Annotated in this window: 12 protein-coding genes and 4 pseudogenes; 8 read left to right on the top strand and 8 right to left on the bottom strand. The window is 70.9% G+C overall.

All coding sequences use genetic code 11. The features are described 5' to 3' along the window. Positions 1 to 84: 84 nt before the first annotated feature. Positions 85 to 540, top strand: coding sequence for a carboxymuconolactone decarboxylase family protein (locus ACFYPS_RS23820; protein ID WP_354966113.1), 456 nt, complete (start codon positions 85 to 87; stop codon positions 538 to 540). 73 nt (positions 541 to 613) lie between these two features. Next, positions 614 to 1,072 (top strand): DUF1801 domain-containing protein, encoded by a 459-nt coding sequence (locus ACFYPS_RS23815; RefSeq protein ID WP_354966114.1) that lies wholly within the window; start codon positions 614 to 616, stop codon positions 1,070 to 1,072. A 61-nt stretch (positions 1,073 to 1,133) separates the two neighbouring features. Here ACFYPS_RS23815 and ACFYPS_RS23810 read toward each other — a convergent pair whose 3' ends face one another. Then, positions 1,134 to 2,027: a LysR family transcriptional regulator gene (locus ACFYPS_RS23810; RefSeq protein WP_354966115.1), complete on the bottom strand. Its 894-nt coding sequence runs from the start codon at positions 2,025 to 2,027 to the stop codon at positions 1,134 to 1,136. A gap of 91 nt (positions 2,028 to 2,118) precedes the next feature. Between ACFYPS_RS23810 and ACFYPS_RS23805 the strand changes: the two genes are divergently transcribed. The 3 genes from ACFYPS_RS23805 (at position 2,119) to ACFYPS_RS23795 (ending at position 7,159) form a co-directional block, all read left to right on the top strand. Then, positions 2,119 to 3,099 (top strand): DMT family transporter, encoded by a 981-nt coding sequence (locus ACFYPS_RS23805; RefSeq protein ID WP_387327041.1) that lies wholly within the window; start codon positions 2,119 to 2,121, stop codon positions 3,097 to 3,099. Then, positions 3,096 to 3,656 carry a M17 family peptidase N-terminal domain-containing protein gene (locus tag ACFYPS_RS23800; RefSeq protein ID WP_354966117.1) on the top strand — a complete coding sequence of 187 codons (561 nt, stop codon included), beginning with the start codon at positions 3,096 to 3,098 and terminating at the stop codon, positions 3,654 to 3,656. Before ACFYPS_RS23805 ends, ACFYPS_RS23800 begins: the two co-directional genes overlap by 4 nt. A 161-nt stretch (positions 3,657 to 3,817) precedes the next feature. Then, entirely contained in the window at positions 3,818 to 7,159 is a 3,342-nt protein-coding gene (locus ACFYPS_RS23795; RefSeq protein ID WP_354966118.1) for a S8 family serine peptidase, read from the top strand. 42 nt (positions 7,160 to 7,201) lie between these two features. Here ACFYPS_RS23795 and ACFYPS_RS23790 read toward each other — a convergent pair whose 3' ends face one another. The 6 genes from ACFYPS_RS23790 to ACFYPS_RS23765 form a co-directional block, all read right to left on the bottom strand. Beyond that, positions 7,202 to 10,066, bottom strand: coding sequence for a BTAD domain-containing putative transcriptional regulator (locus ACFYPS_RS23790; RefSeq protein WP_354966119.1), 2,865 nt, complete (start codon positions 10,064 to 10,066; stop codon positions 7,202 to 7,204). A gap of 137 nt (positions 10,067 to 10,203) precedes the next feature. Continuing rightward, on the bottom strand, positions 10,204 to 10,728 hold the full coding sequence (locus ACFYPS_RS23785; RefSeq protein ID WP_354966120.1) for a sigma-70 family RNA polymerase sigma factor: 525 nt from the start codon (positions 10,726 to 10,728) through the stop codon (positions 10,204 to 10,206). 113 nt (positions 10,729 to 10,841) lie between these two features. Further along, complete coding sequence (locus tag ACFYPS_RS23780; RefSeq protein ID WP_354966121.1) at positions 10,842 to 13,658, bottom strand: BTAD domain-containing putative transcriptional regulator; 2,817 nt, start codon at positions 13,656 to 13,658, stop codon at positions 10,842 to 10,844. Between the two features lie 70 nt (positions 13,659 to 13,728). After that, positions 13,729 to 14,658 carry an RNA polymerase sigma-70 factor gene (locus ACFYPS_RS23775; RefSeq protein ID WP_354966122.1) on the bottom strand — a complete coding sequence of 310 codons (930 nt, stop codon included), beginning with the start codon at positions 14,656 to 14,658 and terminating at the stop codon, positions 13,729 to 13,731. 129 nt (positions 14,659 to 14,787) lie between these two features. Beyond that, the gene (locus ACFYPS_RS23770; RefSeq protein WP_354966123.1) at positions 14,788 to 15,417 is read right to left on the bottom strand and encodes a VOC family protein; all 630 of its coding nucleotides are present in this window, start codon (positions 15,415 to 15,417) and stop codon (positions 14,788 to 14,790) included. Between the two features lie 112 nt (positions 15,418 to 15,529). Next, positions 15,530 to 16,720 carry an MFS transporter gene (locus ACFYPS_RS23765; protein WP_354966124.1) on the bottom strand — a complete coding sequence of 397 codons (1,191 nt, stop codon included), beginning with the start codon at positions 16,718 to 16,720 and terminating at the stop codon, positions 15,530 to 15,532. Positions 16,721 to 16,930: 210 nt separating this feature from the next. Here ACFYPS_RS23765 and glnA point away from each other — a divergent pair. Beyond that, positions 16,931 to 17,929: pseudogene (gene glnA, locus ACFYPS_RS23760) on the top strand (type I glutamate--ammonia ligase); the annotation flags it as partial. A 30-nt stretch (positions 17,930 to 17,959) separates the two neighbouring features. Here glnA and ACFYPS_RS23755 read toward each other — a convergent pair. Next, positions 17,960 to 19,194, bottom strand: a pseudogene (locus ACFYPS_RS23755) (IS3 family transposase). A 52-nt stretch (positions 19,195 to 19,246) separates the two neighbouring features. Between ACFYPS_RS23755 and ACFYPS_RS23750 the strand changes: the two are divergent. Beyond that, positions 19,247 to 19,675, top strand: a pseudogene (locus ACFYPS_RS23750) (type I glutamate--ammonia ligase); the annotation flags it as partial. A 113-nt stretch (positions 19,676 to 19,788) separates the two neighbouring features. Then, a pseudogene (locus ACFYPS_RS23745) lies at positions 19,789 to 20,136 on the top strand (trehalase-like domain-containing protein); the annotation flags it as partial. Positions 20,137 to 20,230 lie beyond the last annotated feature (94 nt).

Genomic DNA, 20,230 nt, shown 5'->3' with positions numbered 1-20,230 from the left:
TCCCACGGACCGCGCATGCCCCGGCACGCCGATGGTCGGATGACTCCCGTCAGAGACACCGACGACGAGGACGAAGGAGAAGCCATGTCGACCGAGCGCATGCCGAACCCGGCGGTTCTGCTCCCCGACGCGATGGAGGCCCTGATGGCCGTCAACCGGGCCGTCGCGGGCGGCGGGCTGGACGGCAGGCTGCTGGCGCTGAGCCACCTGCGGGCCAGCCAGATCAACGGCTGCGGCCCGTGTGTGGCCGGGGGCGCCCACCAGGCCCGCCAGCATGGTGCGACCGCGGACCAGGTGCACGCCGTCGCCGCGTGGCGGGAGACGCCCTGGTTCAGCGACGAGGAGCGGGTCGCGCTGGCGCTGACCGAGGCCGTGACCCGGCTCGCCGACCGACCGGACCCGGTGCCGGACCAGCTCTGGGACCTGGCCGCCAAGCACTTCGACCAGAAGGAGCTGGCCGCACTGCTGCTCAACATCGCGATGACCAACGCCTTCAACCGGCTCAACGCGCCCACCTGCCAGCAGGCGGGCACATGGTGACCTGTTCCTGATCGAACCGGCAGTACCGCACCGACCCGTACCACCCGAAGCCACACTCACCGATGGAGTTGTCATGTCGACCACCACGAAGACCACCACCGCCGACCGCGAGCAGCACGGCGGTTTCACCGACGAGGAGCGCGGCGCGATGAAGGAGCGCGCCAACGAGCTGAAGACGGGCGCCCGGCGGGGTGCCAAGGCCGACCCGGAGAAAGACGTACTCGCGAAGATCGCCGAGATGTCGGAGTCGGACCGCGTGATCGCCGAGCGGCTGCACGCCGTGATCAAGGCCAACGCGCCGGTCCTCACGTCGAAGCTCTGGTACGGGATGCCCGCGTACGCCCGCGACGGCAAGGTGGTCTGCTTCTTCCAGAGCGCGGCGAAGTTCAAGACGCGGTACGCGACGCTCGGCTTCAGTGACCAGGCGAACCTCGACGAGGGCAGCATGTGGTCGTGCTACTTCGCGCTGACCGAGCTGACGGCCGACGACGAGGCGAGGATCGGCGCCCTCGTGAGGCAGGCGGTGAGCTGAGGACAGGGTGCTTCTCGGCGGGAGGTCGGAGGTGCTCACGCCGACCTCCCGCCGAGGCGTTTCACTCCTTCGTGGCGTCTCTGAGTGCGTCGATCAGTGCGCCCAGTGCGGGCTGCGTCAGCGAGGCCTCCCGGACCGCGGCGTAGATCGTCCTGATCGGCTCCGGGCGACGGACCCGGCGGATGGTGACGCCACGATGGCGGGTGCCCAGCCCCAGTCGGGGGATGAGGCTGATGCCGAGGCCGGCCGCGACGAAGCCCTGAGCCGTGGCGTAGTCCTCCGACGTCGCCACGATGTTCGGGCTGAAGCCCGCCGCGGCGCAGGCGTCGATGATGGGCTCCAGGCAGGGACCGGGGGGTTCGCTGCCGACCCAGGGCTCGCCCGCGAGGTCGGCCAGGTCGATCACCCGTTGCGCAGCGAGCGGGTGCCCGGTGGGCAGCACGGCCTGGTACGCGTCGTCGAGCAGATGCACCACGCGGATGCCCTGGTGGCTGTCGTCGCTCGGTCGGCGTACCACGATGGCCAGGTCGGCACTGCCCTGCTCGACGTTCGGCAGCGGATCATCGGGATCGGTCACCTTTGCATCGATCGTCACGCCGGGGTGCTCACGCCGGAGTCTGGCGAGGGCGGGCGCCAGCAGGCTCGGGCCGATCGACGCGAAGTAGCGGATCGTCAGCCGGCCGGTACGGCCGGCGCGCAGGTCGGCCAGCGCGGTCTCGGCCTCGGCGACGTGCTGGCTGATGATGGCGGCGTGCCTGGTGAGCAGTCTGCCCGCCGCCGTGGGTTGCACACCTCGGCCGATTCGTTCGAGCAGTGCGATGCCGGCCTCCTTTTCCAGCGCCGCCACCTGCTGGCTGACGGCGGAGGGGGTGTAGCCGAGGTGCGCCGCCGCCGCAGTCACCGACCCGCTGGTGACCACCGCCCGCAGCACCTGCATGCGTCGCACATCAATCATGTAGCAGAGCTTAACGCTCATACAGAACTCTTTGCTTTTCCTTTCGAGTCGGGCACGGCACTGTTCGTGGGGACGAATCGAGGAGGTCCGGGTGAACGGTGCTGTGGGCAGGACGTGGGCGTGGATGCGGGTGGGGGTGCTCGCCCTGTTGTGGGGCTCCACCTTCCTCTGGATCGAGCTGGCCCTGGACGCCCTGACTCCGGTCCAGGTCACCCTCAGTCGTTGCGTACTCGGATCGGCCGCTCTGCTGGTGGTGTGCCTCGGCTCGGGTCGACGGCTTCCTCGGAGTGGGGCGGTCTGGGTTCACATCGTCGTGGCGGCCTTCTTCTGCAACGCCCTGCCGTTCGCCATGTTCAGCATCGGCCAGCAGACCATCGACTCCGGGGTCGCCGGGGTACTGAACGCGACGACCCCGCTGTGGTCGGTGCTGATCGGCATCGTGATCGGCTCGGAGCGCGGGCTCCGGCCGCTCCGGCTGGGCGGACTCCTGCTCGGGTTCGCCGGAGTTGTGCTGATCTTCGGGCCGTGGCAGACGACCGGGCCGGTCGGGTGGGGTGCCCTTGCCATCGTCGTCGCGGCGGCTAGTTACGCCGTCGGCTTCACCTACATGGGCCGCAACCTGGTCGGCAGGGGCATCCCCACCATCTCGCTGTCCGCGGCGCAGCTCGTCGCGGCGACCGGCCTGACCGCGCTGACCCTGCCGGCCGGTGGCCTGACCTTGATCGAGATCGACCCGAAGACCCTGGTCGCCGTCGTGATCCTGGGCGTCGTCGCCACCGGGATCACCTTCCACCTCACCTACCGGGTCATCTCCGCCGAGGGGGCCACCAACGCCGCGACGGTCGGCTACCTGCTGCCGGTGGTCTCGGTAGCGCTGGGGGCCATCGTGCTCGACGAGGGTCTCAGCCTTCGGATCGTCATCGGAATGGTGGTCGTGCTCGTCGGGGTCGGCCTGGTTCGCCGCGGAAAGCCAACGCCGCCGACGCCGGCCCCCGGAAGAGGCCCCGGCGGCGCTGGCCGCGCCGAGAACCTGACCGTCGCCTTCCGCAGAGAACAGGACGTACGACAGTGACCGCACTATCGACAAGCACGATCCCCCTGGCGCTGCTGCCCGCGGACTGCGTCGTGATCGGCACCGCCAAGGGCCCCCGGGGCCCGGTGCTGGCGCCCGGCGCGGCGGCGGTGGCCAAGGCGTTCGACGGCACACTGGACGAGCTCTTCAACGCCCTGGGTGCAACCGGTGCCGAGGGCGAAGCGGTCAGGCTCCCCGCACCCGCCGGCATCCAGGCTGGGCTGGTCCTCGCGGTCGGCCTCGGCGACGCCGCCAACAACAACGAGGAGTACGACGTCGAGGCTCTGCGCCGAGCCGCAGGGGTGGCCGCCCGGGCGTTGGCTGGCGCCGGAACGATCGCGCTGGCGCTGCCGACCGGCACCGCCGAGGCCGTGGAGGCGGTGGCACTGGGTGGCCTACTCGGCACCTACGCCTTCACCGCCTACCGCACCACCGACCACGCCGCGCCCCCGGTCCGCGAGCTGACGATCTGCGTGAACCGCGACGACCGGACGGACGCCGAGGGCGCCGTGCGACGCGCCGCCGTGCTCGGCCAGGAGGTCAACCGAGCCCGGTGACCGCCGACGCCGTCGCCTGGCGATCCCATGACCGTTGAGGATCCGGACGTGCGGGCCCGGCAGAATTCAGTGAAAGTGACTCAAGTCACTCGGAGTGAACTTTCACCCGCCGGTCACGTCCGGAACACCTGGATACCTCTCGAGTTCATCCAGGGAGAATGATGCGTTCAGTTCGCAAGTTATCGGCGCTGGCACTGCTGGTGCTGGGCGTCTCGGCGGTGGCCCCGGGTGGTGTGCCGGCATCGGCGCAGCCCCGGGCCGCGAAGCCGGCGGCCACACCCCCGGTCGCGTCCAAGCCCCGGACGGTCACTCTGCTCACCGGCGACACCGTCCATCTCAGCACCGTGGACGGCCAGACGGCGGTCGACGTCGTTCCGGGCAAGGGACGGGAACGGATCCCATTTATCACCCACAGCGCCGGCGAGGACGTGCGGGTCATCCCCGCCGACGCCGTCGGCCTGCTCAACCGGGGCAAGCTCGACGAGCGGCTCTTCGACATCTCGACGCTGGTCCGCTTCGGCTACGACGACACCCGGGCAACCCTGCCGCTCATCGTCCAGCACGGCAGCGCCACCCCCGCCGGCCTCTCCGGCGCCCGGACCACCCGGGAGCTTCCCGGGGCGAGCGCCGTCGCGGAGAGCCGCGCGGACGCGGTGGCCTTCTGGAACAACCTCACCTCGGCCGCGAGTGGCACCAACCGGCAACTGCGGCCCGGGTTCGACAAGATCTGGCTCGACGGGCTGCGCCAGCCCACCCTGGACGTCAGCGTCCCGTTGACCGGCGCGCCGGAGGCCTGGAAAGCCGGCTGGACGGGCACCGGGGTGAAGGTCGGCGTGATCGACACCGGCGTCGACCAGACCCACCCCGACCTGGCTGACCGGGTCGTCGCCGCGGAGAACTTCACCGCCGACCCGGACACCCTCGACCGCATTGGCCACGGCACCCACGTCGCCTCGACCATCGCCGGCACCGCCGCCGCCTCCGAAGGCCGGTACAAGGGCATGGCGCCCGGCGCGAGCCTCTACAGCGCCAAGGTCTGCGTCGAAGAGGGCTGCCCGGAGTCGGCGATCCTGGCCGGCATGACCTGGGTGGCGCAGCAGGGCGTCAAGGTCGCCAACATGAGCCTCGGCGGCCCGGACAGCCCGGAGACCGACCCGATCGAGGCAGCCCTGGCCGACCTCACCCACCGCTACGGCGTGCTCTTCGTCGTCGCCGCGGGCAACAGCGGCGAGGCCGGCGAGTCCACGGTGAACTCGCCCGGCAGCGTGGCCGAGGCACTGACCGTGGGCGCCGTGACCAAGACGGGCTACCTGGCCTCGTTCTCGAGCCGCGGTCCGCGCGCGGCCGACGCCGGTATCAAGCCGGACGTCACCGCGCCAGGCGTCGGCATCGTCGCCGCCCGCAGTTCGACCTCCGGCATGCAGCCGGTTGACGAGAACCCGCAGTACACCAGCCTCAACGGCACTTCAATGGCGACTCCGCACGTGGCCGGCGCGGGGGCGATCCTGGCTCAGCAGCACCCGGACTGGGGGCCTGAGCGGATCAAGTCCACGCTGATGGCGGCCGCGCAGCCGAACGCCGCCGTCGGCGTCTACGAGCAGGGCGCCGGCTTCCTCAACGTCGGCCGGGCCATCCAGCAGACCGTCACGGCGAGCCCGGTCAGCGTCGCGTTTGAGCGGACCACCACTGCGCAGCAGAACACGATCACGTACGCGAACAGCGGCTCCTCCGCCCTCACCCTGGCTGTTCGTTTCGACGCCAAGGACGCCGACGGCGGCCCGGCGCCGGCCGGCCTGTTCAGCCTCAGCGCCTCCTCGGTGACGGTCCCGGCCGGCGGCACGGCCACAGTGACCGTCAACGTGCAGGCCGGCACCGACCTGCCCGACCGCTACTTCGGCGGTGAGGTGACCGCCACCGGCGGCAGTGCGCAGGTGCAGACGCCGGTCGCGCTCGACATCACCCGCCACCAGCTGGCCCTCAAGCTCATCGGGCCAGACGGCGGTGCGCCCACGCCCGATCAGGGCTGGGTGACCGCCCTGACCGACCTGGACCAGAAGTCCATTCTGGTGTTCGACAACCCCGCGGTCACCACGTACCGGATCCGCCCGGGCCGCTACCTCGTCCAGACCTACATGTTGACCGGTGACCCGTACCTCCCGTACATCAGGTCGCTGGTGCGCCCGGTCCTCGACCTGACCAGGGACCAGGCACTCACCGTGGACACCCGCCTGGCCAAGCCGATCACGGTGTCGGTGCCGAATCCGAAGGCCACCGCCGTCCACCAGGAGTCCGGCTGGACGATCCGGACGGAGGAGCCGCAGATCTACGGCAGCAATGACGCGTACGGCCTGCTGATGAACCTCCCCTTCGACCACCTGCGGACCGCGCAGATCGGGGCCGGCAAGACGCCCGGTTTCGTCTCCTATGTCAACGGGATGTGGGGCCAACTGGATCAGGACGGCGCCACCCACAACAGCCCTTACGTCTACCGGGCCTACTTCTACGAGCCGGAGAAGATGATGACCGGGCTGACCCGCAAGCTGCGCGCGGGCGACTTCGCCACGGTCCGCTCCCGGATCAGCGCGGACGTGGCCGACGTACCGGTCTGGCGGCTCGCGGTCGCGCACGCGCCCGGCAACTCGCCGCTCTTCCGGGGAGGCGACGGGCAGGTCCCGCGGGGCTTCACCTACGACGTGCCGAACACCATCACCGAGTACTACAACCACGACAAGCAGGCGGTGTGGCAGTCGATCTCGGGCCAGTCGGGCTACACGCGCTACCAGTCGGCGTGGACCAGCTTCCGGCCTGGGCGCACGTACACGGTCAAGTGGGCCAACGGGGTGGTCGGGCCGGTCTTCCCGGAGCCGGATTTCGCCCAACAGTTCGCCACCCGCTACTGGGGCGACACCATGGAAGGACCGGGGCCACTGCACGGTGACGGCGCCGGGCACATGGGTTTCCGGCACGTCGTCGGTGGCAGCGCACAGCTGAACCTCTATCGCAACGGGGTCAAGATCGCCGAAACGATCAACAAGGTGCCCGAGGCATGGCAGGTGCCTGCGGCGGCGGGTGACTACCGGCTGACCGCGACGTTCCACAGCGACCCGGCGTTCACCCTGTCGACCCTGGTCGACGCGGAGTGGACCTTCAAGTCCGCCCACGTGGCCGACGGCGATCTGGTGAAGCTGCCGATGACGGCGATCCGGTACACCCCGGAGCTGGACATCGAGAACCGGGCACCGGCCGGTCGGCTCTTCGCGATCCCGGTCTCGCTCGACCGTCAGGTCGGGGCGGCGAAGGGCCGGACCAGGACCCTGACCGTCGAGGCGTCCTTCGACGACGGCAAGACCTGGCGGCAGCTGCCCGTGCAGCGGTCGGGCGAGAAGGCGGTCGCCTGGGTGCGCAACCCGACTGGCACCGGTTTCGTCTCGCTGCGCTCCGCCGCGACGGACACCGGCGGCAACACGGTCAAGCAGACCGTGATCCGCGCCTACCGGTACTGAAGGTGGGACCCGGACGCGGTGCCCACCGGCGCCGCGTCCGGGTCACCGGTGCCAGAGCAGCCGGTCGCGGATCCGCCGGGCCAACGGCGAGTCCGTCCCGTCGAGCTCGGCGAGGGCCTCGCTCCACGCCTGCCCGGCCAGGGCCGGGTCGCCGTTGGCGGAGTGGAAGTCGCCGATGGCGACCAGCACCTCTGCGGTGTGGTGGGGGGCCCGGGCGCCGCGGAAGGTGGCGATCGCCTGCTGCCAGGTCGCCATCGCGTGTGGCAGGTCGTCGATCATCGAGTACGTGTGCGCCAGCCAGGCCTGGGTGGTGCCCACCCCGTGCAGATCGCCGAGGGCCTCGAACTGCCGCCGCGCCTCGACGAACATGCCCAGCGCCTCGGCGTGCCGGCCGAGCCAGCCCTGTGCCCGCGCGATGACCAGCAGGGCGTTGGTGGCGCCCCGCACGTTGCCCTCGGTGTGAAAGAGCGCCCGCGCGGCCTCGGCATGGCGGATCGCCTCGTCGTAGCGCCTCTGGTCCAGCCGGATCTCGGCGATGTTGTTCTCCACGTGGCCCTGCTCGGTCCGCCGGCCGAGCCGGTCGAAGAGCATCCGGGCGTGCTGAAGGTGCGACAGCCCATGGTCCAGGTCGGCCAGGAAGTAGCAGGCGCCAGCGAGGCTGCGGTGTAGCAGGGCCTGAGCGGCGGGGTCGTCCCCAGCCGTCGCGAGGCCCGCGCCGACCACTTCCGCCCACTGCTTGAACTGCGCGGTGTCCTGGAAGAAGTTCTGCATGGCCAACGCGATCCGCCAGGTCCCGGGAGGCCGGCCGCGCTCCCTGGCCCGCGCGACGATGTCGGTCAGCACCCGCTGCTCGGCGGCGAACCAGGCCATCGCGTCCGCGCGGTCGGTGAACCCACGCCCGGTGGCCCCGCGCTCGGACGGCTCCGGCTGCGGCAGCGGCACCTGCGGCAGCAGAGGCAGATGCGCCGCGTACGCGCTGAGCTGGTAGTAGTCGTGGACCCGGTCGATGGCGGCGTCCCGCTCGGCCGCGTCGTCGTGCTCCTCCCCGAGCTCCACGGCGTAGGCGCGCAGCAGATCATGCATTCGCCACCGACCGTCGGCGGCCTGGACCAGCAGCTGCGCCCCCAGCTCGGCGAGCAGGCCGCGGGCGGCGCGCACGGACAGGCCGCCCAGGGCGGCGGCCGCTTCCGTGCTCAGTCCCCCGGCGGGGTGCAACGGCAGCAGCCGGAAGAGCCGGCCCGCCTCGGGAGTCAGTGCCCGGTAGGACCAGGAGAAGATCGACTCCAGATCGGCGTGCCCGTCCCCGAAGCCGGTCAGCCGGCCGTCAGCCTCGGCCAGCTCACCGGCGACCGCGGGCAGGCTGAGCCCCGGCCGGCCGACGCTGCGGGTGGCGACGAGCGCCAGGGCCAGCGGCAGGCGTCCGCACCGCGCGATGATCTCGTTGACGGCGTCCGGGTCGGCGGCGGCCGCGTCGCCGAGCCGGCGGGTGAGCAGCTCGCGGGCCTCGGCATCGGTCAGCAGGTCGAGGTGCAGCGGGTGGGCGCCCGCCGGGCCGACGACACCGGTGATCCGGCGGCGGCTGGTGGCGATGACGAGGCTGCCGCCGGCGCCGGGAAGCAGGTGCCGGATCTGGTCCCAGTCGCGGCAGTTGTCGAGCAGGATCAGCATCCGGCGCTCGGCCAGGATGCTGCGGTACAGGCCCGCCTGGGCGTGCAGTTCGGCCGGTATGGCGGTCGGCGCGACCCCGAGGGACCACAGGAAGCCACGCAACGCCTCCGCCGGTGTCATCACCGAATCGCCGGCGTCGAAACCACGCAGGTCCGCGTGCAACTGCCCATCGGGGTAGCGGGCGGCCAGCTGATGGGCCAGGTGCACGGCGAGGGTCGTCTTCCCGACCCCGGGCATTCCGTCGATGACCAGCGCCGTCGTCCGCCCGTGTCCGACCAGCAACTCCTTCGCGGCGGCCACGACGCCGCGACGACCAGTGAAGTAGGGATGGTCGGCCGGCAACTGCGCCGGCGGCTCGGCCCGGGTCGACCGCGACAATTCCAGCTCGGCTGGCGGCCATGATTCGGCCTCCGCGCCGCCAGCCGGCGCTGCGGGCCGGATGAAGGCCGGTCTGACGCCGCGCCGCGACCTGGAGCCGTCGGCCGGCGCGTCGTGGTCGAACAGGCTGTCCCGGGCTTCGCGCAGGTCGCTGCCCGGCTGGATGCCGAGCTCGTCGGCGAGCCGGTGCTCGATGTTGGCGTACGCCGCGAGAGCCTCGGCCCGCCGGCCGTCCGCGGCGAGCGCGAGCAGCAGGCGCGCCTGCAGCGCCTCGTCCAGCGGCTCGTCTTCGGCGGCGAGCCGGATCGCGGGCAGCACCGTGTGGACGCATCCGGCCCGCAGAGCGACGTCGGTCGCCGCCCGGACCGCCGCGAACCGCTCGCCGTCGACCGCGACGAACTCCGGATGGGCCCGGCCGTCGGCCTGCAGGCCCGAGGCGCACCGATCGCGCCACAGCGCCAGTGCCTCCCGGTAGAGCTCGACGGCCGGCTCTCCGGAGCTGGCATCGGCCTGGGCGACCAGGCGCCGGAAACGCAGCAGGTCGAGCGACTCCCCGTCGATCCGTAGCCGGTATTCGGCGCCGTCACGGATCAGCACCGAGCCCGCTGCCCGGGTCGGCAGGCCCGGCTCGAAGCACCGCCGGAGCATCCCGACGTGCCGGTGCAGCACATTGACCGCGCTGGGTGGCGGGTCGGATTCCCAGAGCAGGTCGACGAGCTCGGCAACGCTGACCGCCCCGCTGGCGCGGGCGAGCAGCAACGCCAGGATCAGCCGCTGCTGTCGGGTGCCCAGGTCAATTTCGGACTGGCCACGCCAGGCCCGCACCGGGCCGAGAACGGCGAAGGAGAGCGGGCTGGTCATGGTGATGCGATCCGTAGGGGGCTGGTTGCCACGATCGCCAGAGCATGGCAGGGCTCGCCCCGCGAGATGGGCACGTGTTGCGGCAGTGTGAGCTTCCGCTCAGCGGTCGGCTCGCCCGTCGGTGGAATCGCCCCTGCTCAGGCCGCATCCAGACCGGTGCGCAGGGCCCGCAGCGCGTAGTGGGTCCGTGATTTCACCGTGCCGATCGGCACTCCCAACCGGCCCGCGACCTCCTCCGGTGACCGCCCGACGAGGTACACCTCGGAGAGCAGACTGCGCTGCGCCGGGCTCAGCCGGCGGAGCGCGCGCCGGATGGCGTACGACGCGAGCGCAGTGCCGGTCGTGTCGTCGCGAGCGGGAATCCAGGTCATGTCGACGAGATGGACCTCGGCAGGGCGGCCCGTGCGCAGCCGGACGCCGTCGATGACGAGCCGCCGTGCGACGGTGACGAGCCACCGCCGAGCGGCGGCAGGTTCGGCCGGCACCGAGTCGAGGTGCCGCCAGGCCCGCAGCATGGTGTCCTGGAGCAGATCCTCGGCGGTTTGCCGCTGGTTGCGGGTCAGCACGAGCAGGAGACGCAGTACGGCGCGGGCGTGGTCGGCGTGCAGCGCGGTCATGCGCTCGGCCCGGCCGGCCGGTGATTCGTCGGATGCCCGGAGCACGGTCCACCCCCAGAGGCAGAAGCAACGGCGAGTGCGGCACGAGCCTAGGGACGAGCGATGCGAATGGACTGACGTGGAAGTGTGAATCGAGTGCCGTCGCCGATCGCAGTCGGTCACGGACGCGACGTGACCGCCGCGAGCAGGCCGGCCAGCCGCTGCCCGGTGGGCGTCTGCGCGTACGGGATCAGGGCCCGTGCCTCCTGCCATGCCCGCACCGCGGTGTCCTGTTCGCCGGCGGCGGCGAGGGCGTCGCCGAGCAGCGCCAACACCTCCGCGGCCGGCGCCGGCGCCGAGGCCTCCTGGTAGGCGACGGCCGCCTCGCGCCAGCAACCGGCCGCCGTGTCGAGCTCCTGACGAGCGAAATGGGCCCGGCCGAGCACCTCCCACGCCTCGGCGACGCCCAGCCTGTACTGCGCTCCGCGCGACAGCGCCATCGCCTGCTCGGCGCAGCGCACGGCCTCTTCCGCCCGGCGCAGCTCGGCGTTGCTCGCCGCCATGATCACCAGGACGTCCGCGAGCAGCCTGTCGTCTCCAACCGCGCGGGCCGGCCCCAGCGCCGCGGATAGCGTCCGGACGACCTCCTCGTGTCGCCCCTGGGCGCCCAGGATCATCGCCCGGTTGATCCTTGCCCGGGTCAGCTCTCCGGGCAGGCCGAGCCGGGCGAGCAGCTCGACAGCCCGGTCGAGATGCCCGATCGCGGTGTCGTGCTCGTGTCGGAAATAGGCCGCCCCGGCCAGGCTGCGGTGCATCCGGGCCTGCCCGACCAGGTCGCCGCCGGCCCGGGCGGCGTCGAGGGCCACCTCGCCGGTCGTCGTCCAGTCGACCCACCGGCCGCTGCGGTCGAAGAAGTGCTGCATACCCAGAGCGAGCTGCCAGGCCTCAGTGTGCCGGCCCTGCCGGGCGGCCCGATCGACCAGCGCGATCAGTACCTGCCGCTCGGCGGCGAACCAACGCATGGCGTCGTCGTCACCGGCGAAGCGCAGCGGTGTCTCGCCCACCCCCGGCTCGATCATCGGGTGATACTCGGAGGTCAGCAGCCGCTGGTCCGCCTGATAGCTGGTGGCCCGGTAGAACTGCACGCAGCGCAGCTCCGCGGCGGCGCGCTCGGCTGGGCTGTCGTGCTCCTCGCCGAGCTCCGTGGCGTAGGCCAGCAGCAGGTCGTGGGTGCGGTAGCGGCCCGACCGGTCCTCGCTGATCAGGTGCGCGCGGCTCAGCTCACCGATCAACGCCCGACCGGTCCGCAGCGAGACGCCGGCCAGGCCCGCCGCCGCGGCGATCGAGATGTCGGGGCCGGGGTGGATCGGCATCAGCCGGAATAGCCGGGCGGCCGGGGCGGAGAGCGCCTGGTAGGACCAGGAGAAGACGGCACGCAGCCCGGTCTGCGGGTCGTCGCCGTCGAAGCCGTCCAGGCTCCCGGGCGACTGGGCCAGCTCGGCGGCGATCTGCCCCGGTGGTGTCCGCGGCAGGCTCGCGGCGCGGGCGGCCACCACGGCCAGCGCGAGCGGCAGCCGCCCGCAGCTGGCGATGATGGCGTCGATCGCGGCCCGGTCCGCCGCGACGGGGCCGACGCCGAGCGGCCGCAGGAGCGCCGCGCGTGCCTCGTCGACACTCGGCAGGCCGACCGGCAGCGGGTGGGCGCCAGCCGTGGTCAGCAGGGTGCTGAGCCGGCTGCGACTGGTGACGATCACCAGACAGCCGGGGGTGCCCGGCAGCAGGTGCCGGATCTGCTCGACGTCCCGGCAGTTGTCGAGCAGGATCAGCAGGCGTCGGCCGGCAAGGCTGCTGCGGTACATGCCGGCTTGGGCGTGCAGCTCAGCGGGGATGCCCTCCTGAGGCACCCCGAGCGAGCCGAGGAAGCCACGCAGCGCCTCGGCCGGACTCATCGCCGGCTCCCGTCCGTCGTATCCGCGCAGGTCGACATACAGCTGCCCGTCCGGGTAGCCGACGACGAACTCGTGGGCGAGGTGGACGGCGAGGGCGGTCTTGCCGATCCCGGGCATGCCGTCGATCGCGAGGACCGCCGGCCCGTCCGGGCGCGAGATCACCGCGCGGGCCTCGGCGAGGAGGTCGTCCCGGCCGACGAAGAAGGCCAGGTCCGGGGGCAGCTGCGCAGGCCGGGGCAGTGGCGGGGGTAAATCGGCACGTGCCGGCCGGGTGCGCTGGTGCAGCAGCCGGTCGTACGCCTCCCGCAGCTCCTCGCCCGGATCGATGCCCAGGTCGTCGGCGAGCCGGCGGCGAATTACCCGGTACATCTCGACGGCTTCCGCCTGGCGGCCGTCGGCGGCGAGCGCCAGCAGCAACCAGCTCTGCAACGACTCGTCGAGCGGGTGCTGCTCGGCAGCCTGCCGCAGCGGCGCGAGTACGTCGCTCATCCGGCCGCAGCGCTCGGCGGCGTCGGCGGCTTCGCGCACCGCTTGGGCGCGTTCGGCCTCCACGGCGAGGAACGTGGGATGCCGGCGGGAGGCTGGCTCCAGGCCCGCCGCGCACCGGCCGCGCCACAGCCGCAGCCCTTCGAGGGAATGCCGCAGCGCCGACTCCGGGTCGCCGTCCTGCAGGCTCCGGCCCGCCAGCCGGCTCAGCGACCGGAACTTCAGCAGGTCAAGGGACTCTTCGTCGGCGCGCAGCCGATAGCCCGACAGGTCCCGGAGGATGTGCCGGCCCGCAGAGCGGTTCGGCAGGCCGGGTTCGAGCAGGCGTCGGAGCAACCCGACGTGGCGGTGCACGACGTTCGCGGCGCTGGGCGGGGGCTCCTCGTCCCAGAGCAGGTCGACCAGTTCGGCCAGGGAGACCGGTGCACCGGCCCGGGCCAGCAGCAACGCGAGCACGAGGCGCTGCTGTCGCGCGCCCAGGTGCAGCTCGGCGCCGGCGCGGACGACCCTGATCGAGCCGAGCACCGAGAACCCGATCGTCTCGCCCGCCTCCGCTCGCACGCCGGCAACGGTAACCACCCGGACGTCGCGGTCGCGGATGGGGACGCTGTGCGCGTTTCGCGGCGACGGCTCAGCGACGCAGGGCGGTCGCACGCTCCATGTGTGACAGCTTCTCGGGGTTGCGCACGGCGTACAGCCCACTGATGAGGCCGTCGTCGATGCGCAGCGCGATGACCGTGTCGATCTCGCCGTCGAGCCGGAGAACCAGCGCGGGGTAGCCGTTGACCTGGGCCGGGTGCAGCGACGTGGCGGCGATCCTGACCTGCTTGGAGGCCATCAGCCGCGCTACCTTGCCAGCCCCGGCGATGGGCCGCAGCACGGCCTGCCTGACTCCGCCGCCGTCACCCAGGAGCACGACGTCCGGCGCGAGGATGTCGAGCAGGCCCTGCACGTCGCCGGTCTCGACCGCCCGCTGGAACGCCTCGATCGCGCCTTTGGACTCGGCCGGAGAAACCACCCCGCGGGGCCGGCGCGCGGCCACGTGTGCGCGCGCCCGGTGAGCGATCTGGCGGACCGCGGCCGGGCTCTTGTCGACGGCTTCGGCGATCTCGTCGTAGGCCAGATCGAACACCTCGCGCAGTACGAACACCGCCCGCTCGGTCGGAGCGAGCGTCTCCAGCACCAGCAGCATCGCCATCGAGACGCTCTCGGCCAGCTCGACGTCCTCGGCGACGTCGGGCGTGGTCAGCAGGGGCTCGGGGAGCCAGGAGCCGACGTAGGACTCCTTGCGGCGGCCGAGCGTACGCAGCCGGCTGAGTGACTGGCGGGTGGCGATCCGGACCAGGTATGCGCGCTGGTCCCGCACGGTGTCGAGGTCGACGTCCGCCCACCGCAGCCAGGTCTCCTGGAGGACGTCCTCGGCGTCGGCGGCGGAGCCGAGCATCTCGTAGGCGACCGTGAAGAGCAGGTTGCGGTGGGTGACGAACGCGTCGGTGGCGGGGTCCGTGCGGCGACCCTCCCTCGTGGCGGCGCCTGCAGCGTCCGGAATTGCGCTGGCCATGGGTCGCTCCTGTCGCTTCGATCCCGACTGCGTCGCCCACAAGACGCTGATCCATCACATGCTGTGACACCCAGCGTTCGTGACGGGCGTCACCCGCACCGGCTGACCGGGCCGGCTCGGCGTCATGGCTCACTCGGGCAGCTTGGCCCCTGACTGCTCGCTCGCCATGTACGACGCGTACCAGTCGGGCCAGTTCTCGTCCGCCTTGCCGGTGCGCTTCTCGTGCTCGCCATGGGCGGCGGCCGCGCGCCGGAGCGCGCTCGCCAGGTCGCTCGCGGAGCCGAACGACGTCACGCCACCCTCGACACGCCCGGGAAGCCTGGTCGTGATCTCCTGCATCAACCAGGTGTTGCCGTCCGGGTCGCGGAACGTGGCACGCGAGAAGTAGCTGCGCCGCTCGGGATCCAGCCCGTCGACCGGGCCGTCCGCGGTGGCGTGGACGATGCCGCTTACCTCGACACCGGCGGAGACCAGGGCGCTGCGGGCCGCCTCGACGTCCGACACGATCAGGTACGCCTTGGCCGAACCGGGCGCCGCCGAGGTGAGCTCCGGGCCGAACTGCACGGAGCACCCGGAGCCGTGCGGGGTGAACTGGACCACGCCCGGCGGTGTCTGGTCGAGCCGCCACCCGAGGCGCCCGTAGAACTCCTTCGCCCGGTCGACATCCGACACCGGCACGACGATCACCTCGAGCTTCAGGTCGAGGTTCTCGACGCTGGACGTCCCACTCGCGTCGCTCTGGGATTCCCTCGGGCTCATCGCGGCCTCCCTGGATGAGTGCGGCGCCAGCGCGAGCCACCGCACCGCCGGGCGACGCCGGCTCGATCACCACGCTACTGCCTGCGCCCCGCCCGGATGCCCGTTCCCAACATCAGCCGGGCGCCATCCTCGTCGCCCTGCGCACCCCGAGCAGTGCGACGAGGGCGAGGAGGATGACGGCGATGGAGTACTCGTCGGCGGTCCGAGGGACGCCGCCGGCGTAGACCACGAGGAAGCCGGCGATCACGGTGGGGAGGCCGAAGCCGATGTAGCAGACGAGGTAGAGCAGGGACAGCACGCTGGAGCGTTCGTGCGCCTCGACCAGTGGCATGATCGTCTTGAGGCTGCCCTGGAAACCGCCGCCGAAGCCGACCCCTCCGAGCGCGAGGCCGACGAAGAATCCGGGGACGGACTCGGCCATGATCGCCACCAACGTGACGACCATGCCCAGGATGAGCGCGGCGATCCCGATCAGGATCACGGTCCGCGCGGCGGTGTTCCGCAGCAACAGGACGGCGATCGACCCGAAGAGGGCGAAGACGAAGAGGACCAGACCGCCAACCACGATCGACGTGTTCATGAGGGCGCGCACCAGCGCCGGGCCGAGCGCCCCGAAGAAACCGGCCAGGGCCCAGACCGCGAACAGCACCGGAACGACGACCAGGATCGGCTCGCGTACGGAGCGGGGCAGCTTGATGTCCGGCCGCAGGCTTTGTCGCGCTCCCGCCATCCTCGTGACCGTCTCCGGCATCAGCGCGATCCCGACGGCCTGGATCAGCAGGATGACGAGTAGGACGACGTACACCAGCCGCGTCGGCGCGGGCAGGAACTGGATGAGCAGCGCCGAGAGCAGGGCGCCGCTGCCGGTCCCGATACCCGGGGCGATCGAGTTCGCGAGCGTGCCACGGGCGCGGTCGATGTCGAGCATGGCGGCACCGATGGCGCCGGTGGCGGCGCCGGCCGCGAGCCCCTGCACGAGACGGGCGGCCAGCAGCGCGGGTACGCCGTTGGCGAAGACGAAGACGACCAGCGAGACCATCTGCACCGCGATCGCGACGGCCAGGACCGGACGACGGCCGACATGATCGGACAACTTGCCGAACGTGAGCAGCGACGCCAGCACCGCGAGCGCGTAGACGGCGAACACCACGGTGGTCGTGACCGGCGAGAAGTGCCAGCGCTCCTGGTAGATCCCGTAGAGCGGCGTCGGGGCCGCCGACGCGGCCAGGAACGACACGAGAATCGACGCGAGCAGCACCAGTGAGACCCTCGGCGAGAGTCGTGCCTGCCCCGCGATACTCATGTCGGTGCTCCTCGGCGGCGCTGGAAGCGGTCAGACCTGGACGCCCCGCTGGCGGTAGGGCCGCAGCGGCGTACCCGGTGTGCTCTGCCGCATGCACGCGCCTTCATCCGCTGGCGGATGGGCGGATGGGCGACGCCGGTCCGGCGAGTCGTCGTACGGTCGGGGCATGGGTGCGCCGACCAGGTCGGGCTACGCCTTCCGGGAGGACGTGTGTTCGCCAATTCCGAGGAACTGCTGCGGTACCTCAAGAACGAGGACGTGAAGTTCGTCGACGTTCGTTTCTGTGACCTGCCCGGCGTGATGCAGCACTTCAACCTGCCGGTCGAGTCCGTCAACGACGACCTGTTCACCGACGGCCTCGCGTTCGACGGCTCATCGATCCGCGGTTTCCAGGCCATCCACGAGTCGGACATGCTCCTGCTCCCGGACGTCGCCACCGCGTTCATCGACCCGTTCCGGGCGCAGAAAACCCTCGCGTTGAACTTCTTCATCCACGACCCGTTCACCCGCGAGGCCTACAGCCGCGACCCCCGCAACGTCGCCAAGAAAGCCGAGGCGTACCTCGCCGCCAGCGGCATCGCCGACACCGCCTACTTCGGCGCCGAAGCCGAGTTCTACATCTTCGACTCCATCCGCCACGAAACCTCCGCGCACCAGTCGTTCTACTACATCGACTCCATCGAAGGCGCCTGGAACACCGGGCGTGAGGAGCCGGGCGGTAACCGCGGCTACAAGACCGCCTACAAGGGCGGCTACTTCCCCGTCCCCCCGGTCGACCACTACGCCGACCTACGCGACTCCATCGTGCGCCGCCTCGTCGACGGCGGCTTCACCGTGGAGCGTTCGCACCACGAAGTCGGCACCGCCGGCCAGTCTGAGATCAACTACCGGTTCTCGACGCTGCTGCACGCCGCCGACCAACTCCAACTGTTCAAGTACATCGTCAAGAACGAAGCCTGGGCCAACGGCAAAACCGCCACCTTCATGCCCAAGCCCCTGTTCGGCGACAACGGCTCGGGCATGCACACCCACCAAAGCCTCTGGCTCAACGGCGAACCACTCTTCTACGACGAGACCGGCTACGCCGGCCTGTCCGACATGGCCCGCTGGTACATCGGCGGCCTGCTACACCACGCCCCCTCACTGCTGGCGTTCACCAACCCCACCGTCAACTCCTACCGCCGACTCGTGCCCGGCTTCGAAGCACCCTGTCAAGCCCCGGGTTTGATGGAGAGTTGGTTAGCTGGTTTTCAGGGGTGCGGTGACCGGGTGGGTCATCGCGTGTAGTGCTTCGTGTTCGGCGGGTGGTACGTGCCCGAGTTCGCCGTGTAGGCGTCGGTTGTTGTACCAGTTGATGTACTCGACGGTGGCCATCTCGAGGTCGTCGAGTCCGCGCCAGGGTCCCTTGTTGCGGACGAGTTCGGCCTTGTACAGCGAGTTGAACGCCTCGGCCATGGCGTTGTCGTACGAGTCGCCGACCGAGCCGACCGACGCGACCGCGCCGGCGTCAGCGAGCCGCTGGGTGTAGCGAATCGCCCGATATTGGACTCCCCTGTCGGAGTGGTGAATCAGCCCTTGCAGGTGAGCGCCCTGGTTCTCGCGGCGCCAGACCGCCATCTTCAGCGCGTCGAGAGCCAGATCTGTGTAGAGGCTGGTGGCGACCTACCAGCCGACGATCATGCGGGAGTACACGTCGAGAATGAACGCGGCGTACACCCAGCCCACGCTGGTGCGCACGTAGGTCAGATCGGCGACCCACAGCTGGTTCGGGCCCGTTGCGGTGAAGTCCCGTCTGACCAGGTCAGCAGGGCGGCTGGTCTCGGCCGCGGGTCGGGTCGTGCGCGGCGACTTGTCGCGCAGCAGCCCGCGCAGCCCAGACTCACGCATCAGCCGCTCGACGGTGCACCGGGCCACCCGCACGCCGCGTCGGTGCAGTTCGTGCCAGATCTTGCGGGCGCCGTAGACGCCGTAGTTCTCCTGGTGGATCCGCTCGATGATCGCGGTCAGCTCCTCGTCGCGCCGTGAGCGGGCGCAGGCGGGGCGGGTCTTGGCGGCGTAGTAGGTCGACGGTGCGATCTGTGCCGGCGTTTCTTCGAGCGCCTGCAGGACCGGCTGGACACCGTGTTCGGCCTTTTGGGAGTCGACGAAGTCGACCTTCATCGCGACGGACGGTCCAGCTCCGCCGCGAAGAAACTCGCCGCGGACTTCAGGATCTGGTTGGCCCGCCGCAGCTCACGCACTTCCCGTTCCAGGGCCGCGAGGCGTTCCGCGTCGCTGCTGGTGGTGCCCGGCCGGTCACCGGCGTCGGTCTCGGCCTTCTTCACCCACGTACGCAACGCCTCCGGATGGATCCCAAGCTGGCCAGCGATCCGGCGGATCGCCCCTACCGCCGACGCCGGATCCCGGCGGGCCTCGACCGCCAACCGGGTAGCACGCTCACGCAGCTCGTCGGGGTACTTCTTCGGTGCGGGCATCGCTGGTGTTCCTCCCAGGTTTCGATGTCTCCATCAAACCCGGTGCGGAACACCCGTCAACCTGGTCTACTCCCAGCGCAACCGCTCCGCCTGCACCCGCATCCCCGTCACCGGCGCCAACCCCAAGGCCAAGCGCGTCGAGTTCCGCGTCCCGGACCCGTCGGCCAACGTCTACCTCGCCTTCTCCGCCATGATGATGGCCGGCCTGGACGGCATCAAAAGCAAAATCGAGCCGCCCACGCCGATCGACAAGGACCTCTACGACCTCCCGCCCGAGGAGTGGGGCGACGTCAAGCAGGTCCCGGGCTCACTGCCGGCCGTGCTCGACTCCCTGGAGGCCGACCACGACTACCTGCTCGACGGGGGTGTCTTCACCCCCGACCTGATCTCCACCTGGGTCGAATGGAAGCGCACGAACGAGGTTCAGCCCATGGTGCTGCGCCCAACACCGCATGAGTTCGCCCTCTACTTCGACTGCTGATTCGACCGGACGTGGCGCAGCCGCAGCGGGTCACGCTTCCCTGCTGGACCGCGTGACCAAATGGAAGGCTGGCGAGTTGAGCCTCCGGGATCCGTAGGCAGGGTGGAGGCCGCGTGCAGGAGTACCTGTCTCTTGAGGACCACGGACTCATCGGCGACTTGCAGACTGCCGCACTGGTCGCCCGCGATGGCACGATCGACTGGTTCTGCGCGCCGCGTTTCGACTCCCCCAGCATCTTCGCGGCCTTGCTCGACCGGCGTCGCGGCGGATACTTCCGCATTTCCCCCGACGGCATCAACTACGTGAGCAAACAGCTGTACCTGCCCGACACGCCTATCCTGATCACCCGATTCATCAGCCCAGACGGGGTCGGCGAGCTCATCGACTTCATGCCGGTCGCTGGCGACCAGGTCACCGATCAGCACAGGCTGGTGCGGATGCTCAGGGTGATTCGGGGCAGTGAGGTGATCTCAACAAGGGTCGGGGCGCCGATCGGGGTGACACGGGCATTGCGTCCATAGCGGACAGTGGTGGATATGGGCGTGGAGCCATCGG

Origin of the sequence: Micromonospora sp. NPDC005087 (assembly GCF_042872965.1) — a bacterium.
Classification (GTDB): Bacteria; Actinomycetota; Actinomycetes; order Mycobacteriales; family Micromonosporaceae; genus Micromonospora.
Note: the sequence above shows the minus strand (reverse complement) of the source record. Positions and strands in the feature narration are given on the sequence as shown.

Bases quoted from the DNA above. Each gene is read 5' to 3' on its own strand.
- ACFYPS_RS23790 (WP_354966119.1), bottom strand. From the start codon at position 10,066: ATGACCAGCCCGCTCTCCTTCGCCGTTCTCGGCCCGGTGCGGGCCTGG.
- ACFYPS_RS23775 (WP_354966122.1), bottom strand. From the start codon at position 14,658: ATGGCCAGCGCAATTCCGGACGCTGCAGGCGCCGCCACGAGGGAGGGT.
- ACFYPS_RS23770 (WP_354966123.1), bottom strand. From the start codon at position 15,417: ATGAGCCCGAGGGAATCCCAGAGCGACGCGAGTGGGACGTCCAGCGTC.
- ACFYPS_RS23795 (WP_354966118.1), top strand. From the start codon at position 3,818: ATGCGTTCAGTTCGCAAGTTATCGGCGCTGGCACTGCTGGTGCTGGGC.
- ACFYPS_RS23815 (WP_354966114.1), top strand. From the start codon at position 614: ATGTCGACCACCACGAAGACCACCACCGCCGACCGCGAGCAGCACGGC.
- ACFYPS_RS23820 (WP_354966113.1), top strand. From the start codon at position 85: ATGTCGACCGAGCGCATGCCGAACCCGGCGGTTCTGCTCCCCGACGCG.
- ACFYPS_RS23810 (WP_354966115.1), bottom strand. From the start codon at position 2,027: ATGATTGATGTGCGACGCATGCAGGTGCTGCGGGCGGTGGTCACCAGC.
- ACFYPS_RS23765 (WP_354966124.1), bottom strand. From the start codon at position 16,720: ATGAGTATCGCGGGGCAGGCACGACTCTCGCCGAGGGTCTCACTGGTG.